The sequence below is a fragment of the Mesorhizobium sp. WSM4832 genome, assembly GCF_055811115.1.
Genome location: NZ_JBVVQH010000013.1, coordinates 20,405 through 38,770, shown reverse-complemented (window position 1 = coordinate 38,770; position 18,366 = coordinate 20,405). Strand labels below are relative to the sequence as shown.

The window sequence follows — 18,366 nt, the reverse complement described above, 5'->3', positions numbered from 1 at the left end:
CTCAGACGGCCTTGTAGCGGATGGTGTCGAAGCGGGCGGAGAGCCCGTCATAGAGCAGCAGCCGCCCGATCAGCGGCTCGCCTATGCCGGTGATCAGCTTGATCGCTTCCATCGCTTCCAGCGTGCCGATGACGCCCGTCAGCGCGCCGACGATGCCGGCAACGGCGCAGGACGGCACCAGCCCTTCGGGCGGCGCTTCCGGGAACAGATCGCGGTAGCTCGGATTGCGCTTGCCGTCGGCGCCGGTCTCGAACGGCTTCAGCACCGTCACCGAGCCGTCGAAGCGCCCGACGGCAGCTGTGACGAGGGGTCTCTTTTCACCGGCGCAGGCATCGGCGACAGCGTAGCGCGTCTCGAAATTGTCGGAGCCGTCGACGACGATGTCGTAGCGGGCGACGAGGGCAGGGGCGTTCTGCACCGTCAGCCTCAGGCGGTGCGATTCCACCGTGACATTGGGGTTGATGCGCATGATCGCTTCCCGTGCGCTGTCGGTCTTGGCCATGCCGATCGTGTCGCCGCCATGGATCACCTGCCGCTGCAGGTTGGACAACGAAACCGTGTCGTCGTCGACGATGCCGAGCGTTCCGACGCCGGCGGCGGCAAGATATTCGAGCACCGGGGCGCCGAGCCCGCCGGCGCCGATCACCAGCACCCGCGCCCGTTTCAGCTTCTGCTGCCCTGGGCCGCCGATCTCGGGCAGCACGATGTGGCGGGCGTAGCGTTCGAGCTCTTCGTCGGTCAGGGCGGCGCTGGTCATCGCCGGACCATATCGCGGGCGGAAAACCTTGTCATGTACGGGCAAAGCGAAGCTTAGTCCCGCCGGGCAAGCACGGGCAAGGCGAAGCCTTGTCCCGCCAGGCAAGCACGGGCAAGCGAAGCTTTGTCCCGCCGGGCAAGCACGGGCAAGGCGAAGCCTTGTCCCGCCGGGCAAGCACGGGCAAGGCGAAGCTTTGTCCCGCCGGGCAAGCACGGGCAAAGCGAAGCTTTGTCCCGCAGGATGAGCGCTGACATCAGCCGGTCACGCCGACGCTGCCGTGATCGACCGTCAGGAACTGCGCGCGGCCCTCAAGGCTCGAAAACAAGGAGGCATCCGTGCCGGTCATGAAGGCCTGGCAATTCAGCTCCTCGAGTATGGAGAACAATGCCGCGCGCCGGCCTGCATCGAGATGCGCGGCGATCTCGTCCAGCAGGAGGATTGGCGTCAGGCCCGACATCTCGCCGGTCAGCCTGGCATGCGACAGCACGATGCCGACCAGCAGCGCCTTCTGCTCGCCGGTCGAGCAAAGCTCGGCCGGCATCGACTTCGGCCGGTGCCGCACCGCGAGATCGGAACGATGCGGACCGTCCAGCGTGCGCCCGGCGGCGCGGTCGCGCTCGCGGCCATTGGCAAGGGCCACGCGGTACCGCTCCTCGACATCGACCGCGGGTGCGCTGCCCAGCGCGCTCTCCAGGTCGCCGGCAAGGCTGATATCGGCCTGCGGAAACGGCCCACTGCCCGGCAATCTGTCGATCATGGCGGCAAGCAGCCGCACCAACTCGACCCGCGCCGCGGCGATCGCCACGCCGGTCTCGGCCATCTGCGTCTCGATCGCGTCGAACCAAGCGCCGTTGCGCGAGCCTTCAGTAAGCAAACGGTTACGGCCGCGCATGGCTTTCTCGTAGTCGAGAGCGCGCTGGCCATGGCCGGGGTCGATCGCCAGGACCAGCCGGTCGAGGAAGCGGCGGCGGTCCATCGCCGGCCCGGGAAACAGCCCGTCCATCGCCGGCGTCAGCCAGACGACCCGCAGCCACTCCAGCATGTCCGCGGCAGATCGGGCAGGCGCAGCGTTGATCCGCACGCGTCTGCCGCCTTCTCCGGCGGCGTCTCCGCCGGAAATGCCGGTGCCGATCTCGACTTGGCCTTCGGGTCCCTCGATGCGCGCGTGCAACGCAAAGCCGCCGTCGCCACCTTCGCGCGCCACATCCGTATAGGGCGCGCGGCGCAGCCCACGCCCCGGCGTCAGGAACGAGATTGCTTCCAGGAGATTGGTCTTGCCGGCGCCATTGTCGCCCGACAACACCACCGCGCCGGGCGCGAACTCAAGCGACAGCGTCGCATAATTGCGGAAATTCGTCAGTGTTAGCTTACTTATGTAGCTTTGCTGCCGAAGCTGTTTCGCGTCCGCGGTCACGGTTGCACATCAGGTCCGCTAGAGCAATTCCAGGAAAAGTGCACGGCGGTTTTCCGTCCGGAATTGCGACAGGCAAAAGCGCAATTCCAGGAAAAGTGCACGGCGGTTTTCCGTCCGGAATTGCGACAGGCAAAAGCGCAATTCCAGGAAAAGTGTGGCACGGTTTTCCGTCCGGAATTGCGTCGACAAAAAAGCCTAAACTCGCATCGGCATCAGCACGTAGAGCGCTGTTTCGTCGGCCATGTCGTGGATCAGTGTCGGCGAACCGGCGTCGGCCAGCATGAATTTGGCTTCCGTACCCGTGAGCTGGGCCGCGACGTCGAGCAGGTATTTGGCGTTGAAGCCGATCTCGATCGGGTCCGACGAATAGTCAGCCGCGAGCTCCTCGGTGGCGCTGCCCGAATCCGGGTTGTTGACCGCGAGCGTGACCTGGCCGTCATTGATCGAAAGCTTCACGGCCCGGCCGCGTTCGGAGGAAATGGTCGAAACCCGGTCGACGGCCGCGGCAAAGCTCTGGCGGTCGATGATCAGCTGCTTGTCGTTGCCGGTCGGAATGACACGCTGATAGTCGGGGAAGGTGCCGTCGATCAGCTTAGAGGTCAAAACGACGCTGCCGATGGTGAAGCGGATCTTGGTGTCCGACAATTCCGTGGTCACCGCGACGTCGGGATCGTCGACCAGCTTCTGCAGCTCGCTCACCGTCTTGCGCGGAATGATGATGCCGGGCATGCCTTCCGAACCGGCCGGCGCGTCGATCTCGGCGCGCGCCAGGCGGTGTCCGTCGGTCGCCACCGAGCGCAGCTTCAACTTGCCGCCCACCTCATGCGTGTGCAGGAAGATGCCGTTGAGGTAGTAGCGCGTCTCTTCGGTGGAGATGGCGAATTGGGTCTTGTCGATCAGACCCTTGAGCGCCGCCGATTCCAGACGGAAGATATGCGAGAACGAACCGGCCGAAAGCTCCGGGAAGTCGGATTGCGGCAGGCACTGCAGGCGGAAGCTCGAGCGTCCGGAGGTGACGGTCATCGCGTTGCCGTCTTCGTCCGTCTTCAGCATCACCTCGGCGCCATCGGAAAGCTTGCGCACGATATCGTAGAGCAAATGCGCCGGCACCGTCGTAGCGCCGCCGCGTTCGACCTTGGCGGGCGTCGCCTCCGTCACTTCGAGGTCGAGGTCGGTCGCCTTCATCTCAAGGCTGGCGCCCTCGGCGCTGAGCAGCACGTTGGACAGGATCGGTATGGTGTTGCGCCGCTCGACCACGCGGTGGACGTGGTTGAGGGACTTCAAAAGGTTTGACCGTTCCAGGATAACACGCATGACGAAAACAGGCTCGCTTCAATGAATGAACGGGTCACCGGTAGGCGGTATCCCGGGAAAGCCCTGAAGGGCTTTCAGAATCTGTGTAAGCTGACAGTAAAAAACCTGCGAACGCAAGCCCGCGGCACCGGTTCGGGCCGGCAGCACGGGCTTTCTGGGGATAAAGCCGGCGACGCGCGCCGCCGACTATTTCTCCACTGGCTCAGGCCTGGTCGTTGATCAGCCTTCTGAGCAGTTCGAGCTCCTGCGCCAGCGTGTTGTCGGCGCCTGAAAGGTCTTCAATCTTGCGCACGGCATGGAGCACGGTCGTGTGGTCGCGGCCGCCGAAACGTCGCCCGATCTCCGGCAGTGAGCGGGGCGTCATCACCTTCGACAGATACATCGCGACCTGCCGCGGCTTGACGATGGTGCGCGTGCGCCGGTTGGACAGGAGCTCCGTCTTCGACACGTTGTAGTGGCGCGCCACGATGCGCTGGATATCCTCGATGCGCACCCGCTTCGGCTCGCCCGAGCGGTAGATGTGGCCGAGGATCTCGTCGATGCGGTCGATCGTGATCTGCGGCTCGAAGGACTGGCGGAACAAAAGCTGGTTGAAGGCGCCTTCAAGCTCGCGCCCGCTGCCGGTAACCGTGCGCGCGACATGGTCCAGAATTTCGTCCGAGATATCGAGCGAGGTGTCATCGGTCTTGGCGGTGGCGCGCCGCAGCTTCAACATGCCGAGCCGCATGGTGAAATCCGGCGCCGACATTTCGAGCGCCACGCCGCCATTGAGGCGCGAACGCACGCGCGGCTCCAGGGATTCCAGTTCCGACGGCGGCCGGTCGGCCGCGACCACCACCTGCTTGGCGCTGTCGAGCAGCATGTTGATCAGGTGGCAGAACTCGTGCTGGATCGATTTGCCCTGCAGGAACTGCATATCGTCGATGATCAGGAGATCGATGTCGCGCAGCTGCTCCTTCAGCGTCAGCGCGTTGTTGTCGCGGATCGCGGTGGCGAAGCGCCACATGAAATACTCCGCCGTCAGATAGACGACGCGCGACTTCGGATTGTGCCGCAGCGATTCCGCCGCGATCGCCTGCAGGAGGTGCGTCTTGCCGAGCCCGACGGTGGCATGCAGGAAAAGCGGATTGAAGCGCACCGCGCTCGACTGGGATTCCGCCACCGCCTTGGCCGCGGCGAAGGCCACCCTGTTCGACGGTCCCTCGATGAAGGAGGTGAACGTGTAGCGTGGGTCAAGCGGCGAGCCCAACACATTGTGGCGGAACTCCGTTTCCACGGACGCGCCCTGGCGGGGCGCCGGCGCCCGTTGTTCCACCCGTCCGGCGCCCGCAGTGCCGTTGGCGAGCGCGGTATGCGTCTGCTTGGTCATCTTGCGCGCTGGCGCGATTTCCGGCTCGACATGGTTGCGCCCCTGGCGCGTCGCGGTGCGCACGACGATCTCGATCTTGAGGATGTTGGGGTCCTCATGCCGCCACAGCTCGGCGATAAGCTCAAGGTAGTGGCCGTTGATCCATGACCGCAGGAAGGCCGTGGGCACGGAGATGCGGACAATGCCGCGGGAGGCCTCTGCGACCTTCATGCGACCGAACCAGCTCGAATAGACCTCGACTCCGAGACGCGCCTTCAGCTGGGTCTTGACCCGCTCGAATTTCTGTTCCGCGTCGTTGGATGCCGCCACCTGCTCCCCCCCGACAAAAGTTGCTGGAAACGGGAGCTCGCCCGCGATCTCCCTCTCGATGCCGCTTTGCATGATCATGGTCCCTTGTCTTTCTCGTGCCCTTTTCCCGCCGGGGATGCGCCTCCTGCATCCTTGGTCCAGCGCCCTCATTTCGCTGCGCCGCCACTGCCGCCGCCGGCAATGATCGTCGCAACTCGCGCAAGGGACAGGCTGCCGGCTCGCACGCCGGCTTCCGACAACGACAAGGCAATACATCACCCCCCGGCGAAAACGCCGGCGAGACATCGACCGCCATGTACAATTACGCCAGTCCCCTACCCGCACCGAAGAGGCAAAACCAAGCCGCACGCGGAATTGCTCCACGTCATGAATTCTGCCATTTTGTGCTGGCCAATTCAGGCTGGGTCAGGGGCAAAAGCCCGTCCCTTCGATGGATGGGACATTACCGAAATCGTTGTGGATAGGGCAAGGCCACATCTAACGGTTTTTTAACGAATCTGGTTACCGGACGGAGCTTGAAATCCGGTGCCGCCACGGCACATTTTGACAAAGCCATTGTGATTCAAACCCTTTTCCGGCGAATATGAAAAAGGCCGCCCGAAACGAAATAATCTGAAATAATTCTCTTGACAGCGACTTCTCCCCCGCCGCTCGACCGTGAGTTGAACAAGCTGTGGATGACCCGCTGTAAGTCACTGAAAAAGCAACAGATTCTTTGACAGGCGAAATTTGGCAGCCTGCCACGGAGCAGTCGCGTCACTATCAGCGGCACTGTATATGCCGGCAAAGCATTCACGCCATGCAAGTCCATTCCGGCGGCCATTCGCGGGTGATTTTTTTAAGTACTTGCCGGCAAACGAAAAAACCCGGCCTGCGCGGCCGGGTTCAACGTCGATGGGGTCGAGGATTAAATCGGTCAGGCCGACAGCGTCTTGACCCGCTGGGCCAGCCGCGAAACCTTGCGGGAAGCCGTGTTCTTGTGGACGACGCCCTTGGTGGCGGCGCGCATCAATTCCGGCTCCGCCACTTTGAAGGCTTCCACCGCCGCGGCCTTGTCGCCGGCGGCCAGCGCCTCTTCGACCTGGCGCACATAGGTGCGGACACGCGAGCGGCGGTTCTTGTTGACCGCAGCGCGGCGGGCGATCTTGCGCGTTGCCTTTTTGGCCGAAGACGTATTGGCCATGATGCCTCTCTTCTGATCTGGTGGGCGCCAGCGGGGTGCCGCAGGGCACAAAAAACAAACGGGCAGCCATAGGGCCGCCTCGGTTGGTGCGGCTTATAGTTCAGCTTTTCCGGCGCGTCAACGCCCACTTCGCGGTCTTTTTGGAGAAGCTCCAATGCATGTCGCCCAAAAGTGCGCAGCGGTTTTGGGACAACGACATGCATCAAGAAAAAAGCTGAAGTGCGTTGCTGGTATCCACGTCCGCGCGACGCACTTCAGCGATTGCTGAAATTGGGCTTCCGCTTCTCGACGAAGGCGGTCATGCCTTCTTTCTGGTCGTCGAGGGCAAACAGCGAATGGAACAGGCGGCGCTCGAAGCGAAGCCCCTCTGTCAGAGTTGTCTCGTAGGCGCGGTTGACGGCCTCCTTGGTCATCATCACTGACGGCAGTGAGAACTCGGCGATCTTCGCCGCCGCCTTCAGCGTTTCCTCGAGCAACTCGGCGACCGGGACCACCCGTGACACCAGTCCGCAGCGCTCGGCCTCGGCCGCATCCATCATGCGTCCGGTCAGGCACATGTCCATCGCCTTCGACTTACCGACGAAGCGGGTCAGTCGCTGCGATCCGCCCATGCCCGGCATGACGCCGAGCGTGATTTCGGGCTGGCCGAACTTGGCGTTGTCGCCGGCGATGATGAAGTCACACATCATGGCCAGCTCGCAGCCGCCGCCGAGCGCGTAGCCCGCGACCGCCGCGATGATGGGCTTGCGTGTGCGCGTGAATTCCTCCCAGCCGACGAAGAAGTCCTGCGTGTAGGCGTCGGCAAAGGACAACGCCTGCATTTCCTTGATGTCGGCGCCGGCGGCAAACGCCTTTTCCGAGCCGGTAAGCACCATCGCGCCGATCCCGGCATCGGCGTTGAACGCGCTCGCCGCCGCCACGACCTCCGCAAGGACTTGCGAATTCAGCGCATTGAGCGCCTTGGGCCGGTTCAGCGTGATCAGCCCGACCTTGCCACGCGTCTCGACGAGAATGGTTTCATAAGCCATGGTTTCGCATCCTTCCGCGGCAGTGGGATGATCGGTAGCCGTTCCTAGCTTACCGCTGACAGGTCCGGCAATAGAAGGTGGAGCGGCCGCTTTGCACGATGCGCTCGATGTGGCCGCGGCAGCCAGGCTTCGGGCATGGCTCCCCTTCGCGATCGTAGACCGCGAAGGAATGCTGGAAGTAGCCAAGCGATCCATCGGCCTGGACATAGTCGCGAAGCGAAGAGCCTCCGGCAGCGATGGCATCGGCGATAACCGAGCGGATCGCCGCGGCAAGGCGTCCACTTCGCTCTTTCGCCTTCTTGGCCGGCCCGGCGATGGTGCCGGCTTCGCGCAGCGGCGAGAGACCGGCGCGCCACAGCGCCTCCGCCACATATATATTGCCAAGCCCGGCGATCAGCCGCTGATCGAGCAGCGCCGCCTTGAGCGGCGATCTGCGGCCATCGAGCAGCGACGCGAGCAGCGCCCCGTCGAGCGCGTTGCCGGTCGGTTCCACGCCCAGTCCGGCCAGCATCGGATGCGTGTCCGGCGCGCCTTCGGCAAACAGCATGAAGCCGAAGCGGCGCGGGTCGTTGAAGATGATGCGCGAGCGCTCGCCCTTCGGCGAGGCAACGTCGAACACGACATGGTCGTGCGCGGCGCTTTTCGAGCGCTCGTGATAGAAGGCGCCGGGGATGTCGTTGCTTCCGGCGGCTTCGACCCGGAACGATCCCGACATGCCGAGATGGCAGATCAGCACGGGACCGTTTTCGATATGCATCGTCAGATATTTGGCACGCCGGCCAAGCGCCGTCACGGTCTTGCCGGCAAGCCGCTCCGAAAAGCGTTCGGGAAAAGGAAAGCGAAGGTCGGGCCTGCGCGCCTCGACCTTAACGAGCCGCGCCCCTTCCAGCACCGGCTGCAGTCCGCGCCGGACGGTCTCGACTTCAGGCAGTTCAGGCATGGCCGCCTATCGTTGCGAGGAATGATGTTCCGTGGCGGCCGGCGGCCAGGCCAAGGTGATCCGCTACGGTTTCGCCGATATCGGCGAAGGTCGGCCTGAGCCCGATGTCGCCGCCCTTCAGCCCCGGCCCGACGCCGATCACCGGAACGCGCTCACGCGTATGGTCGGTGCCGCGCCACGTCGGGTCGTTGCCATGGTCGGCGGTCAGGATGAGAAGGTCGCCCGGCCTGATGCGCGACAACGCCTCGGGCAGCCGGCGGTCGAAGGCTTCAAGCGCGGCCGCATAGCCGGCGACGTCGCGCCGGTGACCGAAGTCGGTGTCAAAGTCGACGAAATTGGCAAAGACCAGATCGCCTTCGCCGGCGTCGTCCATGGCGCCGAGCGCCTTGTCGAACATCGCCATGTTGCCGCCGGCCTTGCGTACCTCGAAGATGCCGCGATGGGCGAAGATGTCGCCGATCTTGCCGACGGCAACGACCTTGCTGCCGCGGCCGGCAAGCCGGTCGAGCAGGGTCTCCTCCGGCGGCGGCACCGCATAGTCGCGGCGGTTGTGGGTGCGCTGGAACGTGGCGGGTGTCTCGCCCACGAACGGTCGCGCGATCACCCGTCCGATCTTCAAGGGGTCGACCAGCCGGCGCACCGTCAGGCAGAGCGCATAAAGCCTTTCGAGGCCGAAATGCGTCTCGTGCGCGGCGATCTGCAGCACGGAATCGACCGATGTGTAGCAGATCGGCTTGGCCGTACGGATATGCTCTTCGCCGAGCCGCTCGATGATCTCGGTTCCGGACGCATGGCAGTTGCCGAGGATTCCCGGCAGCTTGCCTTCGCGGATGATCGCTTCGGTCAGCTCGGCCGGGAAGGCCGGCACGGTGTCGGGAAAATAACCCCAGTCGAAGCGCACGGGCAGGCCGGCGATCTCCCAATGGCCCGACGGCGTGTCCTTGCCGGTCGACACTTCCTGGGCTGCGCCATGGAAGGCTGAGGCAATCAGCGGCGCGTCGATGCCAGGTCTCAGTCCCGTCGAGGTTTGCGCCGCCCGGCCAAGCCCGAGCGACATCATGTTGGGCACGGCGAGTTGCCCTTTACGCAGACCTTCCCGGTCGGCGCGGCCTTCGGCGCAGGCTTTGAAGATATGTCCGAACGTGTCGGCGCCGGCATCGCCATAGCGCTCGGCGTCGGCCGCGCCGCCGATGCCGAAAGAATCGAGAACGAACAGGAAAGCGCGCGCCATGGGTATCATTGTTGTCAGCCCTGGCTGCCAGACATAAGGTTCCCCGGCAGCGTTGGCAAATCGGAAACCAAACCGCAACGGCTTCGCGCCATAGTTGCGGCAAGGCGCAGATCCGGCGGGAGCAAAGCAAGTATGGCGAGGCGCGGCAAAACCGCGGCATGGCAGGCCGTGAAGGTGTGCGCGGCCGCTCTCGCGGCGTTCGGCGCCGCCTCATGGCCGGCACGCGCCGACTGGCGTGACGACATCGGCACGTTCCGCATCGGCGTCGTTGCCGAGTCGGGCGGCGGCAACGCCGTCCCGGGGCTCGCTCGCCTGACGGAGGCCTATGCCAATGCGCTCGGCATGAAGGTCGAGTTCGTGGTTGCGCGCGACTATGCGGCGCTGATCGAAGCGCAGGCGAACGGACGTGTGCAATACGCGGTCTACTCCGCCCTCGCTTATGCCACGGCTTCGGAGCGCTGCGGCTGTGTCGAACCGCTCGTGGCGCCGGTCGATGCCGACGGCGCCGTCGGCATCCGCTCGATCCTGGTGACACGCGACGGCAGGCTTCCGGATATTGCTGCCATGGCTTCGCATCGGATCGCGATAGCGCCGGCCGGAAATGTCGGCGGCGCGCTGCTGCCGCTGACAGCTCTTTCCGCCGAAGGCTTCAAGATCGCGCAGGATGCGCCCTTCCTGGCGCGCGCCGCTTCGGCTACCGCGGCCGAGACGATGCTGAGCGGCGGTGAGGCGGACGGCCTGTTCGGCTGCGAGCCGGCCGATGCAGATGGCCGGTCCGCCCATTCCGACGGCACGGTCGCGCGGCTGGAGGCTGCAGGTATCCCTGGAGCATCGCTTCGGGTGTTATGGACCTCGGGGCTGTTGCGCTACGGCCCGCACGCAGTCCGCAGCGATCTCGATCCGGAGGCAAAGCGACGGCTGACGGTCTTCCTGACCAATCTCAAGTCCCAGACGCCTGATGTATACGATCTGCTGGAATCGACCCATTCCGGGGGTTTTGCGCCGGCCACGCAGAACGACTACACGATGGCTCTGGCGATCGTGCGGCGGGAAACGGCCGGAAAAGAATAGCCTGTCAGCAATCCTTGCAAAGGATCGTCGCAATCCGGCGCGGGCGCAGGTAATAGGTCTCGCTCATGTTTATGTGGCTGAAGGTCGACAGCAATCCGGCCGATTGCTGCTGCGCGTTCCCGTCCCAAGCGATGACCGGTGTATAGCCGAGGTCGCTTTCCACCCGGACCAGGAAGGTGTTGCGGATTCTCAGCGTCGCCGGGACGGTCGTGGTGTCTCCGGACTTGGCATCGACGCTGTAGGACTTGCCCACGAGCTTGCGCGACCACAGCACCGTCACTGTCGGCGAGGCCTGATCCGACATCTGTATGCCTGTGATGATGATCGTCGGATCCGAACGGTTGTAGGGCAGAAGCGTTGTACTGCCGATCTTCATCATCGCATCGAGGTCGGCCTTCACCACTGCCGTCTGCTGTGTGACGAGATCCGCCACCATGCTGCCGATGCGGCTGACTTTCTTGCTGGTCTCGATGGCCTGCGAGGCCTCCATCGTGATGAAATACATGATCAGCAGCACCGGCACGATGAACGCGAACTCGATGGCCGCGACCCCGCTGCGATCGCGGCCAAACCGCCTCGCTCGCGCCACGATGGCCGAAATTCCCCAATGTGCCCCCGCACGGTACATCCTATCCTCCAAGTCGCCGCAGTCTCAGCGTCCAGCAGCGTCAGTTGTCGTCGAATGGTTCGTTCTGCCAGGTCACGGACGCGAAATGCAGCGTGGTGCCATCAGTGAAATTCTGCATCTTGGCCAGGAGATCCGTCATCACCGGCCATTTGTAGAACACCCGCAGCATGTTGATCGATTCGGCCAGCCCGGGCGAAATTGCGAAGGTCTTGTCGCCTCCGCCTTGCGTCAGAACGACGTCGTTGCCCACGATCTTGAAGCCCGCCGTCGCGGCGTCCGCGAAGCTCGAATATTCGCGCAGATCGACCAGCAGTCCAGGGCAGTTCTTGGCCACCATGATCTCCAGCCTGCTGCAGATCAGCTGCTTGACGGAGGCCTCGGTGACGTTGTTCTGCTGAAGCTGTCCGGTTCGCAACTGGCGGGCGACATCGTCGGTGACGTTGGCCATCACCTCCTGGCCGGCGAACGAGATGCAGCTCTCGAGGATAGCGAAGACGAGAAGCGCGAACGGGATGGCCAGCATCGCAAATTCCATCGCCGTGCTGCCGCGTCTGTCGCTGAAGAAGCCGGGGCGGGATTTGCCGCGCGCCTTGCTGTCCATGCCGTTGCCGGATGTGGCGTCCTTGCTCATTTTTGTGTTCCTGCCGATCCCCATAGCGGTACCGACGGCAGGGTTAGCGAAAACCCATTGAAGTCCGGTTTGGATGATCGTTAAATTCGGCGGGCGAGCCTTAAGCTGTCTTTAACGGCTGCGGGACCGCCCTCGTTGGGGCTCAGTGCGCGGCACTCATTTCGGATTCGGAGGTCTTCTCGGCCTCGGTCTTGAACGCACCCTCGCAATAGGGCGTGCAGGACATGGTCTGAACGTCAGAGCGCCTGTAGATGCGCACCGAGGAGGCGGCCTGTCGCACGACGGTCACCTGTTCATCGATGATCGGACTGCCGTCCGTGTCGAGCACGACCAGATTGGTGACACCAAAACCTTTGCCGGTGAGAACGATGGTCGAGGCGTCCTGCACGGAGGCGTCGGCGATCGCCGGATTGCCGATGACGACCGTGTCGGCCGCGCGTGACAATTTGACGATCTTCGCCTGGTTCATGGTGACTTCTATCCCCGCGCCGGCGCTGGCCGGCATGACCAAGGCAGTTGCCAGCAGCGCGGCGACTGGAAACAGCGATCTGGACAAGGTCATTGAAGCGCTCCCGGCGGGCAGATTCTTCACCAGAACATGAACGAGATTGGTGAACCAACGGTTAAACCGAGCCTCGCCACGATGAATGATCGGCTCGCGCATGCCTCGGGCATCAATGGTGCCCGCTGTTTTAGCAATATTGCACGAGCCGCGGGTTTCCGCTGTTTTCCCGGCGTGCCATGTTGGCTGGCAATGTTTAGGCCACGGTTAACCACACAACGCGTTCGCCACCGGAAAGGAATCGGTAAGGCTGTTTATTAAGCCGATTGAAAGGGCTTCTCCCTAGATTTGCAGCATCCGATCAACCGAAAGAGAAGTTGACGGAAGTGCTGTAACACGTGGAGTAGGAGCTCTCGAATGTCTAACCTCATTGCACGCTTCGTGAAGGACGAATCCGGCGCGACCGCCATCGAATACGGTCTGATCGCCGCTCTCATCGCGCTCGCCATCATGATCGGCGCTGGCGCGCTCGGCACCTCGCTGAACGCCAAGTTCCAGAACATTGCCGACACGCTTAACGGCGCCGGCAACTAAAAGCAGGCCAGCCGGGCGATTGATAAGGTCGCGCGTTCGATTGTTAAGGGCCGCCTTGGCGGCCCTTAACTTATTCAGCCAGACGATTTGAGTGGCCGGTCTCATCAATCGTTAATTCGCCGAGCCTAGCCTGGCAGTCGATTCCCTGCGGGTCCACATCCATGCTTGAAGCCGTGATCTTCGTCGTCTTTCCTTTCTGCATGCTGTTTGCTGCGATCTCGGACAGTTTGTCGATGACGATCGCCAACCGCGTTCCCGTGCTGCTGGTGGCGACCTTCGCGCTTGTCGCGCCGCTCACCGGTATGGACTGGGCGACCTATGGCTGGCACTTCGCTGCCGGCGCCCTCGTGCTTGCGACGACATTCGGGCTCTTCGCACTCGGCGGCATGGGCGGCGGCGACGCCAAGCTTCTTGCCGCGACGGCTCTGTGGATGGGCCTCAACATCAACCTGATCGGCTATCTGCTGACGTCGGCTTTCATCGGCGGCCTGCTGACCATCGCAATCCTGGCTTACCGGAAATCGCCGCTGGCCATGTATACCGGCCACAGCCGATTTCTTCGCTATTTCGCCGACGAGAGCGTGGGCATCCCATACGCTGTCGCGCTTGGCGCGGGAGGGCTGATCACTTTCCCGGATTCGCCGCTGATGGTCTGGGCGCTGGGAAGGCTTGCGACTTGATGCATGTCGCCCGGAAGTGTGCAGCGGTTCTGGGACAACGACATGCATAAAAAAAATACTTAAAAGCGTGTCGCCTGAATCCGCTTCAGCGCGACGCGCTTTAGTCAGGCGGCACCGATGTCGACGATAAAAGGCGGCCTGGCCGCCTTTTTTGTTAACGGCGGGGCCGTTCCATTCAATTTGAGTAAACCTTAAATTAATCACGATCGTAAGCATTACATTAACCTTGTTTTGACGATTGAGCTGCAAAGTCCGGCCTGGCGAGGTGGTTTGCCATGAGGCGAAGGGTTTCGGACGAATGCCAGCATCCCGATTGATTATTCTGGGCGTGGCTGCGGTCGCGGCGGGTGGCGCGGGCTATGTCGCGAAGAACATGGTCGCGCCGGCGCCTCAGGTCATTGTCAATGCGCCAAAGCAGCCGGCGATCGCATTGCAGGATGTGCTGGTGCTTTCCGGCGACGTGCCGATGGGCAGCCAGCTAGCCAACAACATCAGTTGGGAACAATGGCCGGCCGACGGCGTCAATGCCAATTTCATCACGCGCGTCGCTGAACCTGACGCAGTCGAAAAGCTCAAGGGCTCGGTAGCACGCGTCGCTATGTATACCGGCGAGCCGCTGCGGCGCTCCAAGCTTGTCGGCGAGGGGCAGAGCTTCATGTCGTCGATCCTACCTTCCGGGATGCGCGCTGTCGCCACCGCGATATCGGCCGATACGTCCGCCGGCGGCTTCATCCTGCCCAACGACTTCGTCGACGTCATCATGACCCGCCGCGCCGACACCGGCAACGGCGGCAGCGGCTTCAACACCGAGACGATCCTCAAGAACATCCGCGTCCTGGCCATCGACCAGACCATCCAGGAAGACGAGGAAGGCAAGAAGACCAGGGTCGGCCAGACCGCGACGCTGGAGCTGACGCCGCAGCAGGCCGAGATCATCACCGTGGCGCAGCAGATGGCGGACCGCCTGACGCTGGCGTTGCGTCCGATCACGGACATCCATGAAAAGGTTTCGGACGAAGCCGACTATCTGGTCACCGGCAATGGCCGACGCGGAACGGTGCGCCTGATCAAGTCGGGCGAGGTTTCCGAGGTGGGAGCGAGGAAATGAGGCTAAACGGCAAACTGCTGCCCTTACTGGCGACCGCTGCGGTCGGCCTGTTCCTGCTCGGCACCAACGCGTTGGGCTTGGCCGAAGCCAGGGCCGCGAGCGCCGGCGTATCGGCTTCCGTCGCCACGCAGCGCGTCAAGCTCGGCCTCAACAAATCCGTGGTCATCGACCTGCCGAGCGACGCCTATGATATCCTTGTCGCCAATCCGGCGGTCGCCGATGCCGTGACCCGCACGGCGCGGCGCATCTACCTGTTCGGCAAGACGGTCGGCGAAACCAACATCTTCGTCTTCGGCCCCAATGGCGAGCAGATCGTCAGCCTGGATCTGGCCGTCGAACGCGACGTCGCCGGGCTGGAGGATTATCTGAAGCGCTTCATCCCGTCCTCGCAGATCAAGGTCGAGCTTCTCAACGACAACGTCGTCTTGACGGGCATGGTCGACACGCCGCTCGATTCCAAGCGCGCCGTCGACCTGGCAACCATCTTCGTGTCCGGCGGCGAAGCGACGACGGGTCAATATTCGCAGACTGCCGCCGGCGGCTCGGTCAATGGCGGCGTCGACATCAACAACCCCGACCAGGAACGCCGGACCTCCAGGATCGTCAACCTCCTGCAGATCATCGGCGACGACCAGGTGACGCTCAAGGTGACCGTCGCCGAAGTCAGCCGCTCGGTGATGAAGCAGCTCGGCGTCAACATGCTCGCCAGCGGCGCCAGCAACGGTATTTCCTGGAGCGCACTCAGCGACCCTTACACGGGTCTTGGCAAACCGCTGTCGAACGCGGGCCTCGCTACCAGTTCGTCAGGGCTGCAGTCCTATATCAACGCTATGGAGCAGTCGGGGGTCATGAAGACCTTGGCCGAGCCGACTTTGACCGCCGTGTCCGGGGAAAAGGCGACCTTCAAAGTCGGCGGCGAATACAATATTGTGACTGGTGTTTCCGCCAACGTGTCCAGCGACAATCAGACCGGTCTGAAGACCTATTCGATCAACAAGATCGAGTACGGCATCGGCCTGGAATTCCAGCCGGTGGTTCTGTCGCCGGGTCGCATAAGCCTGAAAGTCAGAACCTCGGTTTCCGAACCGACAACCGAAGGATCCGCGTCGGCATCCACGGACAATCAGAGTATCGGCATGAACGCTTTGTCGCTTCGCAAGCGCCTGGCGGATACGACGGTGGAACTGCCATCCGGTGGTTCGATGATGATCGCAGGCCTCGTGCGCGACGATGTCAGGCAGGCGGTCACTGGATTACCCGGCCTGACTAAGATCCCCGTGCTCGGCACGCTGTTCCGCAGCCGCGATTTCGTCCGCAACGAAAGCGAGCTCGTCATCATCATCACGCCCTATCTGTCACGGCCCGTGGCGCGCAACGACCTGGCCAAGCCGGACGACAACTTCAATCCTGCGAGCGACGGCGCCGGCATGTTCCTCGGTAAGGTCAATCGCGTCTACGGCACCATGCAGACCGACAAGCCGGCCGGCCGTTACCACGGCGTCGTCGGCTTCATCTACAAATGAGTGGGAATGCGGATATGTCCAAGTCAGTATCGAAGGTCATGACGGTCCGGACAGCATCCGGTATCGCAAGGATCCGTCTGCAGGTGGTCCCGGCACTGGCGGTCATGCTTGCGGCATCGCTCGCCGGCTGCGCCAATCGCGACAGCATCACGGTTGGATCGATCCCGGATGATTACCGCACGACCCATCCGATCGTTATCGCCGAGAAGAACCAGAAGATCGATCTGCCGGTCGGCGCCGGCGATCGCGGTATGACCGGTGCCCAGCGCGACACGCTGCTCGGCTTTCTCGACGGCTACGACAAAAGCGCCGCGCCGACGCTGACGATCGCGATCCCGGCCGGGTCGGCCAACGAGGCTGCCGCCCGATCGGCCGGCCGCGATTTCGCCAGGCTCGCCATGGCGGCCGGCGTCAAGCGCAACCGGATCGTCTTGACGTCCTATCAGTCGGCTGTGCCGGAAGCGTCCGCCCCGGTGCGCGTCGCCTTCGTCGCGGTGCGTGCCCAGACCGACAAATGTGGGCGTTGGCCCGACGACCTGACGGAGACGTCGGAGAACAAGCACTATGCCGACTTCGGCTGCTCCTATCAGAACAACCTCGCGGCCCAGGTGGCCAATCCCAACGATCTGCTCGGGCCGCGCAAGCAGTCCGACATCGACGCCGAAAACCGTGGCGCGGTGATCGACACCTACCGGGCAAGGGGCATCTCGGACGAGTTCCTCGGCAACTCGGAAGTCACTTACTAAGCCGCGCCGGACGACGAAGAAAGCAGTCACGGAAAGAGCATGACGATGAGCAATCTTGCCTACGACACGCCCGCGGAAACCGGCGACCTTTCGCAGCAGGACATTGCCGCCATGCAGGCGCTGCGTCCGGTGCCGCGCATTTCGATCCAGGCCTTCTGCGAGACCGAAGGCGTCGCCAACCCCGTCGAGCGCGCCGGCGAGGATCGCCGGATGGCCAAGGCCCATCTCAAGGTCCATATGGGCGGCGTGCCGACCGCGATCGAGTTCTACCAGTCCGCGCCGACACCGAACCTGATCCTGCTGGAATCGCGCAGCGAACCGAAGCAGCTGCTCGAACAACTCGCCCAGCTCTCGGAATATTGCGATCCGTCCTCCAAGGTCGTCGTCATCGGCCACTACAACGATGTCGGGCTCTACCGCGAGCTGATCCGGTCCGGCATTTCCGAATATGTCATCGCGCCGGTCTCGATGACCGACATCGTCAGCGTGGTCTCGTCGATCTTCGTCGATCCGGAATCGGAGCCGATCGGCCGCTCGATCGCTTTCATAGGCGCCAAGGGCGGCGTCGGCTCCTCGACCATCGCTCACAATGTCGCCTGGGCAATGTCGTCATTGTTCAAATCCGAAGTCGTCATCGCCGATCTCGATCTCGCCTTCGGCACCGCCAACATCAATTTCGACCAGGACCCGGCGCAAGGCATCGCCGAAGCGGTGTTTTCGCCCGAGCGGGTCGACGAGGTTTATCTCGACCGCCTGCTCGCGCAATGCGCCGAACATCTGTCGTTGCTCGCGGCTCCATCCACGCTGGAGCGAGTCTATGATTTCGACGCCGAGGCCTTCTCGCAGATCATCGAGACGGCGCAGCGCAGCGCGCCCCTCTTGGTTCTCGATATGCCTCACGTCTGGAGCGGGTGGACGAAGAGCACGCTGATCAAGGCCGACGAGATCGTCATCACGGCCACGCCCGAGCTCGCAAATCTTCGCAACACCAAGAACATGGTGGACATGCTGAAGCGGTTGCGTCCAAACGATCCGCCGCCGAAGCTGATCATCAACCAGGCTGGTGTGCCGAAAAGGCCCGAGATCGCGGCTTCCGATTTCGCCGAGCCGCTCGGCATCACGCCGATGGCCGTGATCAACTTCGAACCGTTGTTGTTCGGCAACGCCTCCAACAACGGCCGCATGCTCTCCGAGATGGACGCCAAGAGCCCCATCGTCACCACCATCAACGAGATAGCGCATGTGCTGACCGGACGCAGCGAAATCAAGGCAAGGAAGAAGGCAGGCCTGGGCTCGATCCTCGGCAAGCTCTCGCGCAACAAGAAGTGACGCTGGTTA

At 63.1% G+C, this 18,366-nt stretch carries 19 protein-coding genes; 7 read left to right on the top strand and 12 right to left on the bottom strand.

What is annotated here, in order from left to right; all coding sequences use genetic code 11:
* Position 1: 1 nt before the first annotated feature.
* The 8 genes from AC0L2L_RS18820 to AC0L2L_RS18785 all read right to left on the bottom strand — a co-directional run bounded on the left by AC0L2L_RS18820 (position 2) and on the right by AC0L2L_RS18785 (position 9,545).
* Positions 2-757, bottom strand: coding sequence for a molybdopterin-synthase adenylyltransferase MoeB (locus AC0L2L_RS18820; protein WP_473580101.1), 756 nt, complete (start codon positions 755-757; stop codon positions 2-4).
* Positions 758-1,010: 253 nt separating this feature from the next.
* Positions 1,011-2,171 (bottom strand): DNA replication/repair protein RecF, encoded by a 1,161-nt coding sequence (gene recF / locus AC0L2L_RS18815; RefSeq protein ID WP_473580099.1) that lies wholly within the window; start codon positions 2,169-2,171, stop codon positions 1,011-1,013.
* A 195-nt stretch (positions 2,172-2,366) separates the two neighbouring features.
* On the bottom strand, positions 2,367-3,485 hold the full coding sequence (dnaN, locus tag AC0L2L_RS18810; RefSeq protein WP_027169265.1) for a DNA polymerase III subunit beta: 1,119 nt from the start codon (positions 3,483-3,485) through the stop codon (positions 2,367-2,369).
* A gap of 202 nt (positions 3,486-3,687) precedes the next feature.
* Positions 3,688-5,235, bottom strand: coding sequence for a chromosomal replication initiator protein DnaA (gene dnaA, locus AC0L2L_RS18805; RefSeq protein WP_473580343.1), 1,548 nt, complete (start codon positions 5,233-5,235; stop codon positions 3,688-3,690).
* Positions 5,236-6,079: 844 nt separating this feature from the next.
* The gene (gene rpsT, locus AC0L2L_RS18800; protein ID WP_027169267.1) at positions 6,080-6,346 is read right to left on the bottom strand and encodes a 30S ribosomal protein S20; all 267 of its coding nucleotides are present in this window, start codon (positions 6,344-6,346) and stop codon (positions 6,080-6,082) included.
* 254 nt (positions 6,347-6,600) lie between these two features.
* Entirely contained in the window at positions 6,601-7,374 is a 774-nt protein-coding gene (locus AC0L2L_RS18795; protein ID WP_027169268.1) for an enoyl-CoA hydratase, read from the bottom strand.
* A gap of 49 nt (positions 7,375-7,423) precedes the next feature.
* Positions 7,424-8,314, bottom strand: coding sequence for a bifunctional DNA-formamidopyrimidine glycosylase/DNA-(apurinic or apyrimidinic site) lyase (gene mutM / locus AC0L2L_RS18790; protein WP_473580096.1), 891 nt, complete (start codon positions 8,312-8,314; stop codon positions 7,424-7,426).
* Positions 8,307-9,545 carry a phosphopentomutase gene (locus tag AC0L2L_RS18785; protein WP_473580094.1) on the bottom strand — a complete coding sequence of 413 codons (1,239 nt, stop codon included), beginning with the start codon at positions 9,543-9,545 and terminating at the stop codon, positions 8,307-8,309. Before AC0L2L_RS18785 ends, mutM begins: the two co-directional genes overlap by 8 nt.
* A gap of 132 nt (positions 9,546-9,677) precedes the next feature.
* Between AC0L2L_RS18785 and AC0L2L_RS18780 the strand changes: the two genes are divergently transcribed.
* The gene (locus tag AC0L2L_RS18780; RefSeq protein ID WP_473580092.1) at positions 9,678-10,616 is read left to right on the top strand and encodes a phosphate/phosphite/phosphonate ABC transporter substrate-binding protein; all 939 of its coding nucleotides are present in this window, start codon (positions 9,678-9,680) and stop codon (positions 10,614-10,616) included.
* Positions 10,617-10,620: 4 nt separating this feature from the next.
* On the opposite strand, the gene AC0L2L_RS18775 is transcribed toward AC0L2L_RS18780, so the two are convergent.
* From AC0L2L_RS18775 to AC0L2L_RS18765, 3 genes are all read right to left on the bottom strand, one after another.
* The gene (locus AC0L2L_RS18775) at positions 10,621-11,244 is read right to left on the bottom strand and encodes a TadE/TadG family type IV pilus assembly protein (protein WP_473580090.1); all 624 of its coding nucleotides are present in this window, start codon (positions 11,242-11,244) and stop codon (positions 10,621-10,623) included.
* Between the two features lie 40 nt (positions 11,245-11,284).
* Positions 11,285-11,875, bottom strand: a complete 591-nt coding sequence (locus AC0L2L_RS18770; RefSeq protein WP_473580088.1) for a TadE/TadG family type IV pilus assembly protein — start codon at positions 11,873-11,875, stop codon at positions 11,285-11,287.
* 142 nt (positions 11,876-12,017) lie between these two features.
* Complete coding sequence (locus AC0L2L_RS18765) at positions 12,018-12,437, bottom strand: pilus assembly protein N-terminal domain-containing protein (RefSeq protein ID WP_473580086.1); 420 nt, start codon at positions 12,435-12,437, stop codon at positions 12,018-12,020.
* A gap of 357 nt (positions 12,438-12,794) precedes the next feature.
* On the opposite strand from AC0L2L_RS18765, the gene AC0L2L_RS18760 reads away from it, so the two are divergent.
* Positions 12,795-12,971 carry a Flp family type IVb pilin gene (locus AC0L2L_RS18760; RefSeq protein ID WP_027169275.1) on the top strand — a complete coding sequence of 59 codons (177 nt, stop codon included), beginning with the start codon at positions 12,795-12,797 and terminating at the stop codon, positions 12,969-12,971.
* Between the two features lie 70 nt (positions 12,972-13,041).
* Here the strand turns inward: AC0L2L_RS18760 and AC0L2L_RS18755 are convergent, their stop codons facing one another.
* Positions 13,042-13,218 (bottom strand): hypothetical protein, encoded by a 177-nt coding sequence (locus AC0L2L_RS18755; protein ID WP_473580357.1) that lies wholly within the window; start codon positions 13,216-13,218, stop codon positions 13,042-13,044.
* On the opposite strand from AC0L2L_RS18755, the gene AC0L2L_RS18750 reads away from it, so the two are divergent.
* The 5 genes from AC0L2L_RS18750 to AC0L2L_RS18730 all read left to right on the top strand — a co-directional run bounded on the left by AC0L2L_RS18750 (position 13,133) and on the right by AC0L2L_RS18730 (position 18,357).
* Positions 13,133-13,651, top strand: coding sequence for an A24 family peptidase (locus AC0L2L_RS18750; RefSeq protein ID WP_473580084.1), 519 nt, complete (start codon positions 13,133-13,135; stop codon positions 13,649-13,651). The two genes, AC0L2L_RS18755 and AC0L2L_RS18750, sit on opposite strands and share 86 nt — an antisense overlap.
* A 298-nt stretch (positions 13,652-13,949) precedes the next feature.
* On the top strand, positions 13,950-14,759 hold the full coding sequence (cpaB, locus tag AC0L2L_RS18745) for a Flp pilus assembly protein CpaB (protein ID WP_473580082.1): 810 nt from the start codon (positions 13,950-13,952) through the stop codon (positions 14,757-14,759).
* Positions 14,756-16,282, top strand: a complete 1,527-nt coding sequence (locus tag AC0L2L_RS18740; protein ID WP_473580080.1) for a type II and III secretion system protein family protein — start codon at positions 14,756-14,758, stop codon at positions 16,280-16,282. The genes cpaB and AC0L2L_RS18740 overlap by 4 nt, the downstream gene beginning before the upstream one ends.
* Before the next feature lie 14 nt (positions 16,283-16,296).
* Positions 16,297-17,028: a CpaD family pilus assembly protein gene (locus AC0L2L_RS18735; protein WP_473580078.1), complete on the top strand. Its 732-nt coding sequence runs from the start codon at positions 16,297-16,299 to the stop codon at positions 17,026-17,028.
* A gap of 45 nt (positions 17,029-17,073) precedes the next feature.
* On the top strand, positions 17,074-18,357 hold the full coding sequence (locus AC0L2L_RS18730; protein WP_473580341.1) for a CpaE/TadZ family protein: 1,284 nt from the start codon (positions 17,074-17,076) through the stop codon (positions 18,355-18,357).
* Positions 18,358-18,366: the final 9 nt, after the last annotated feature.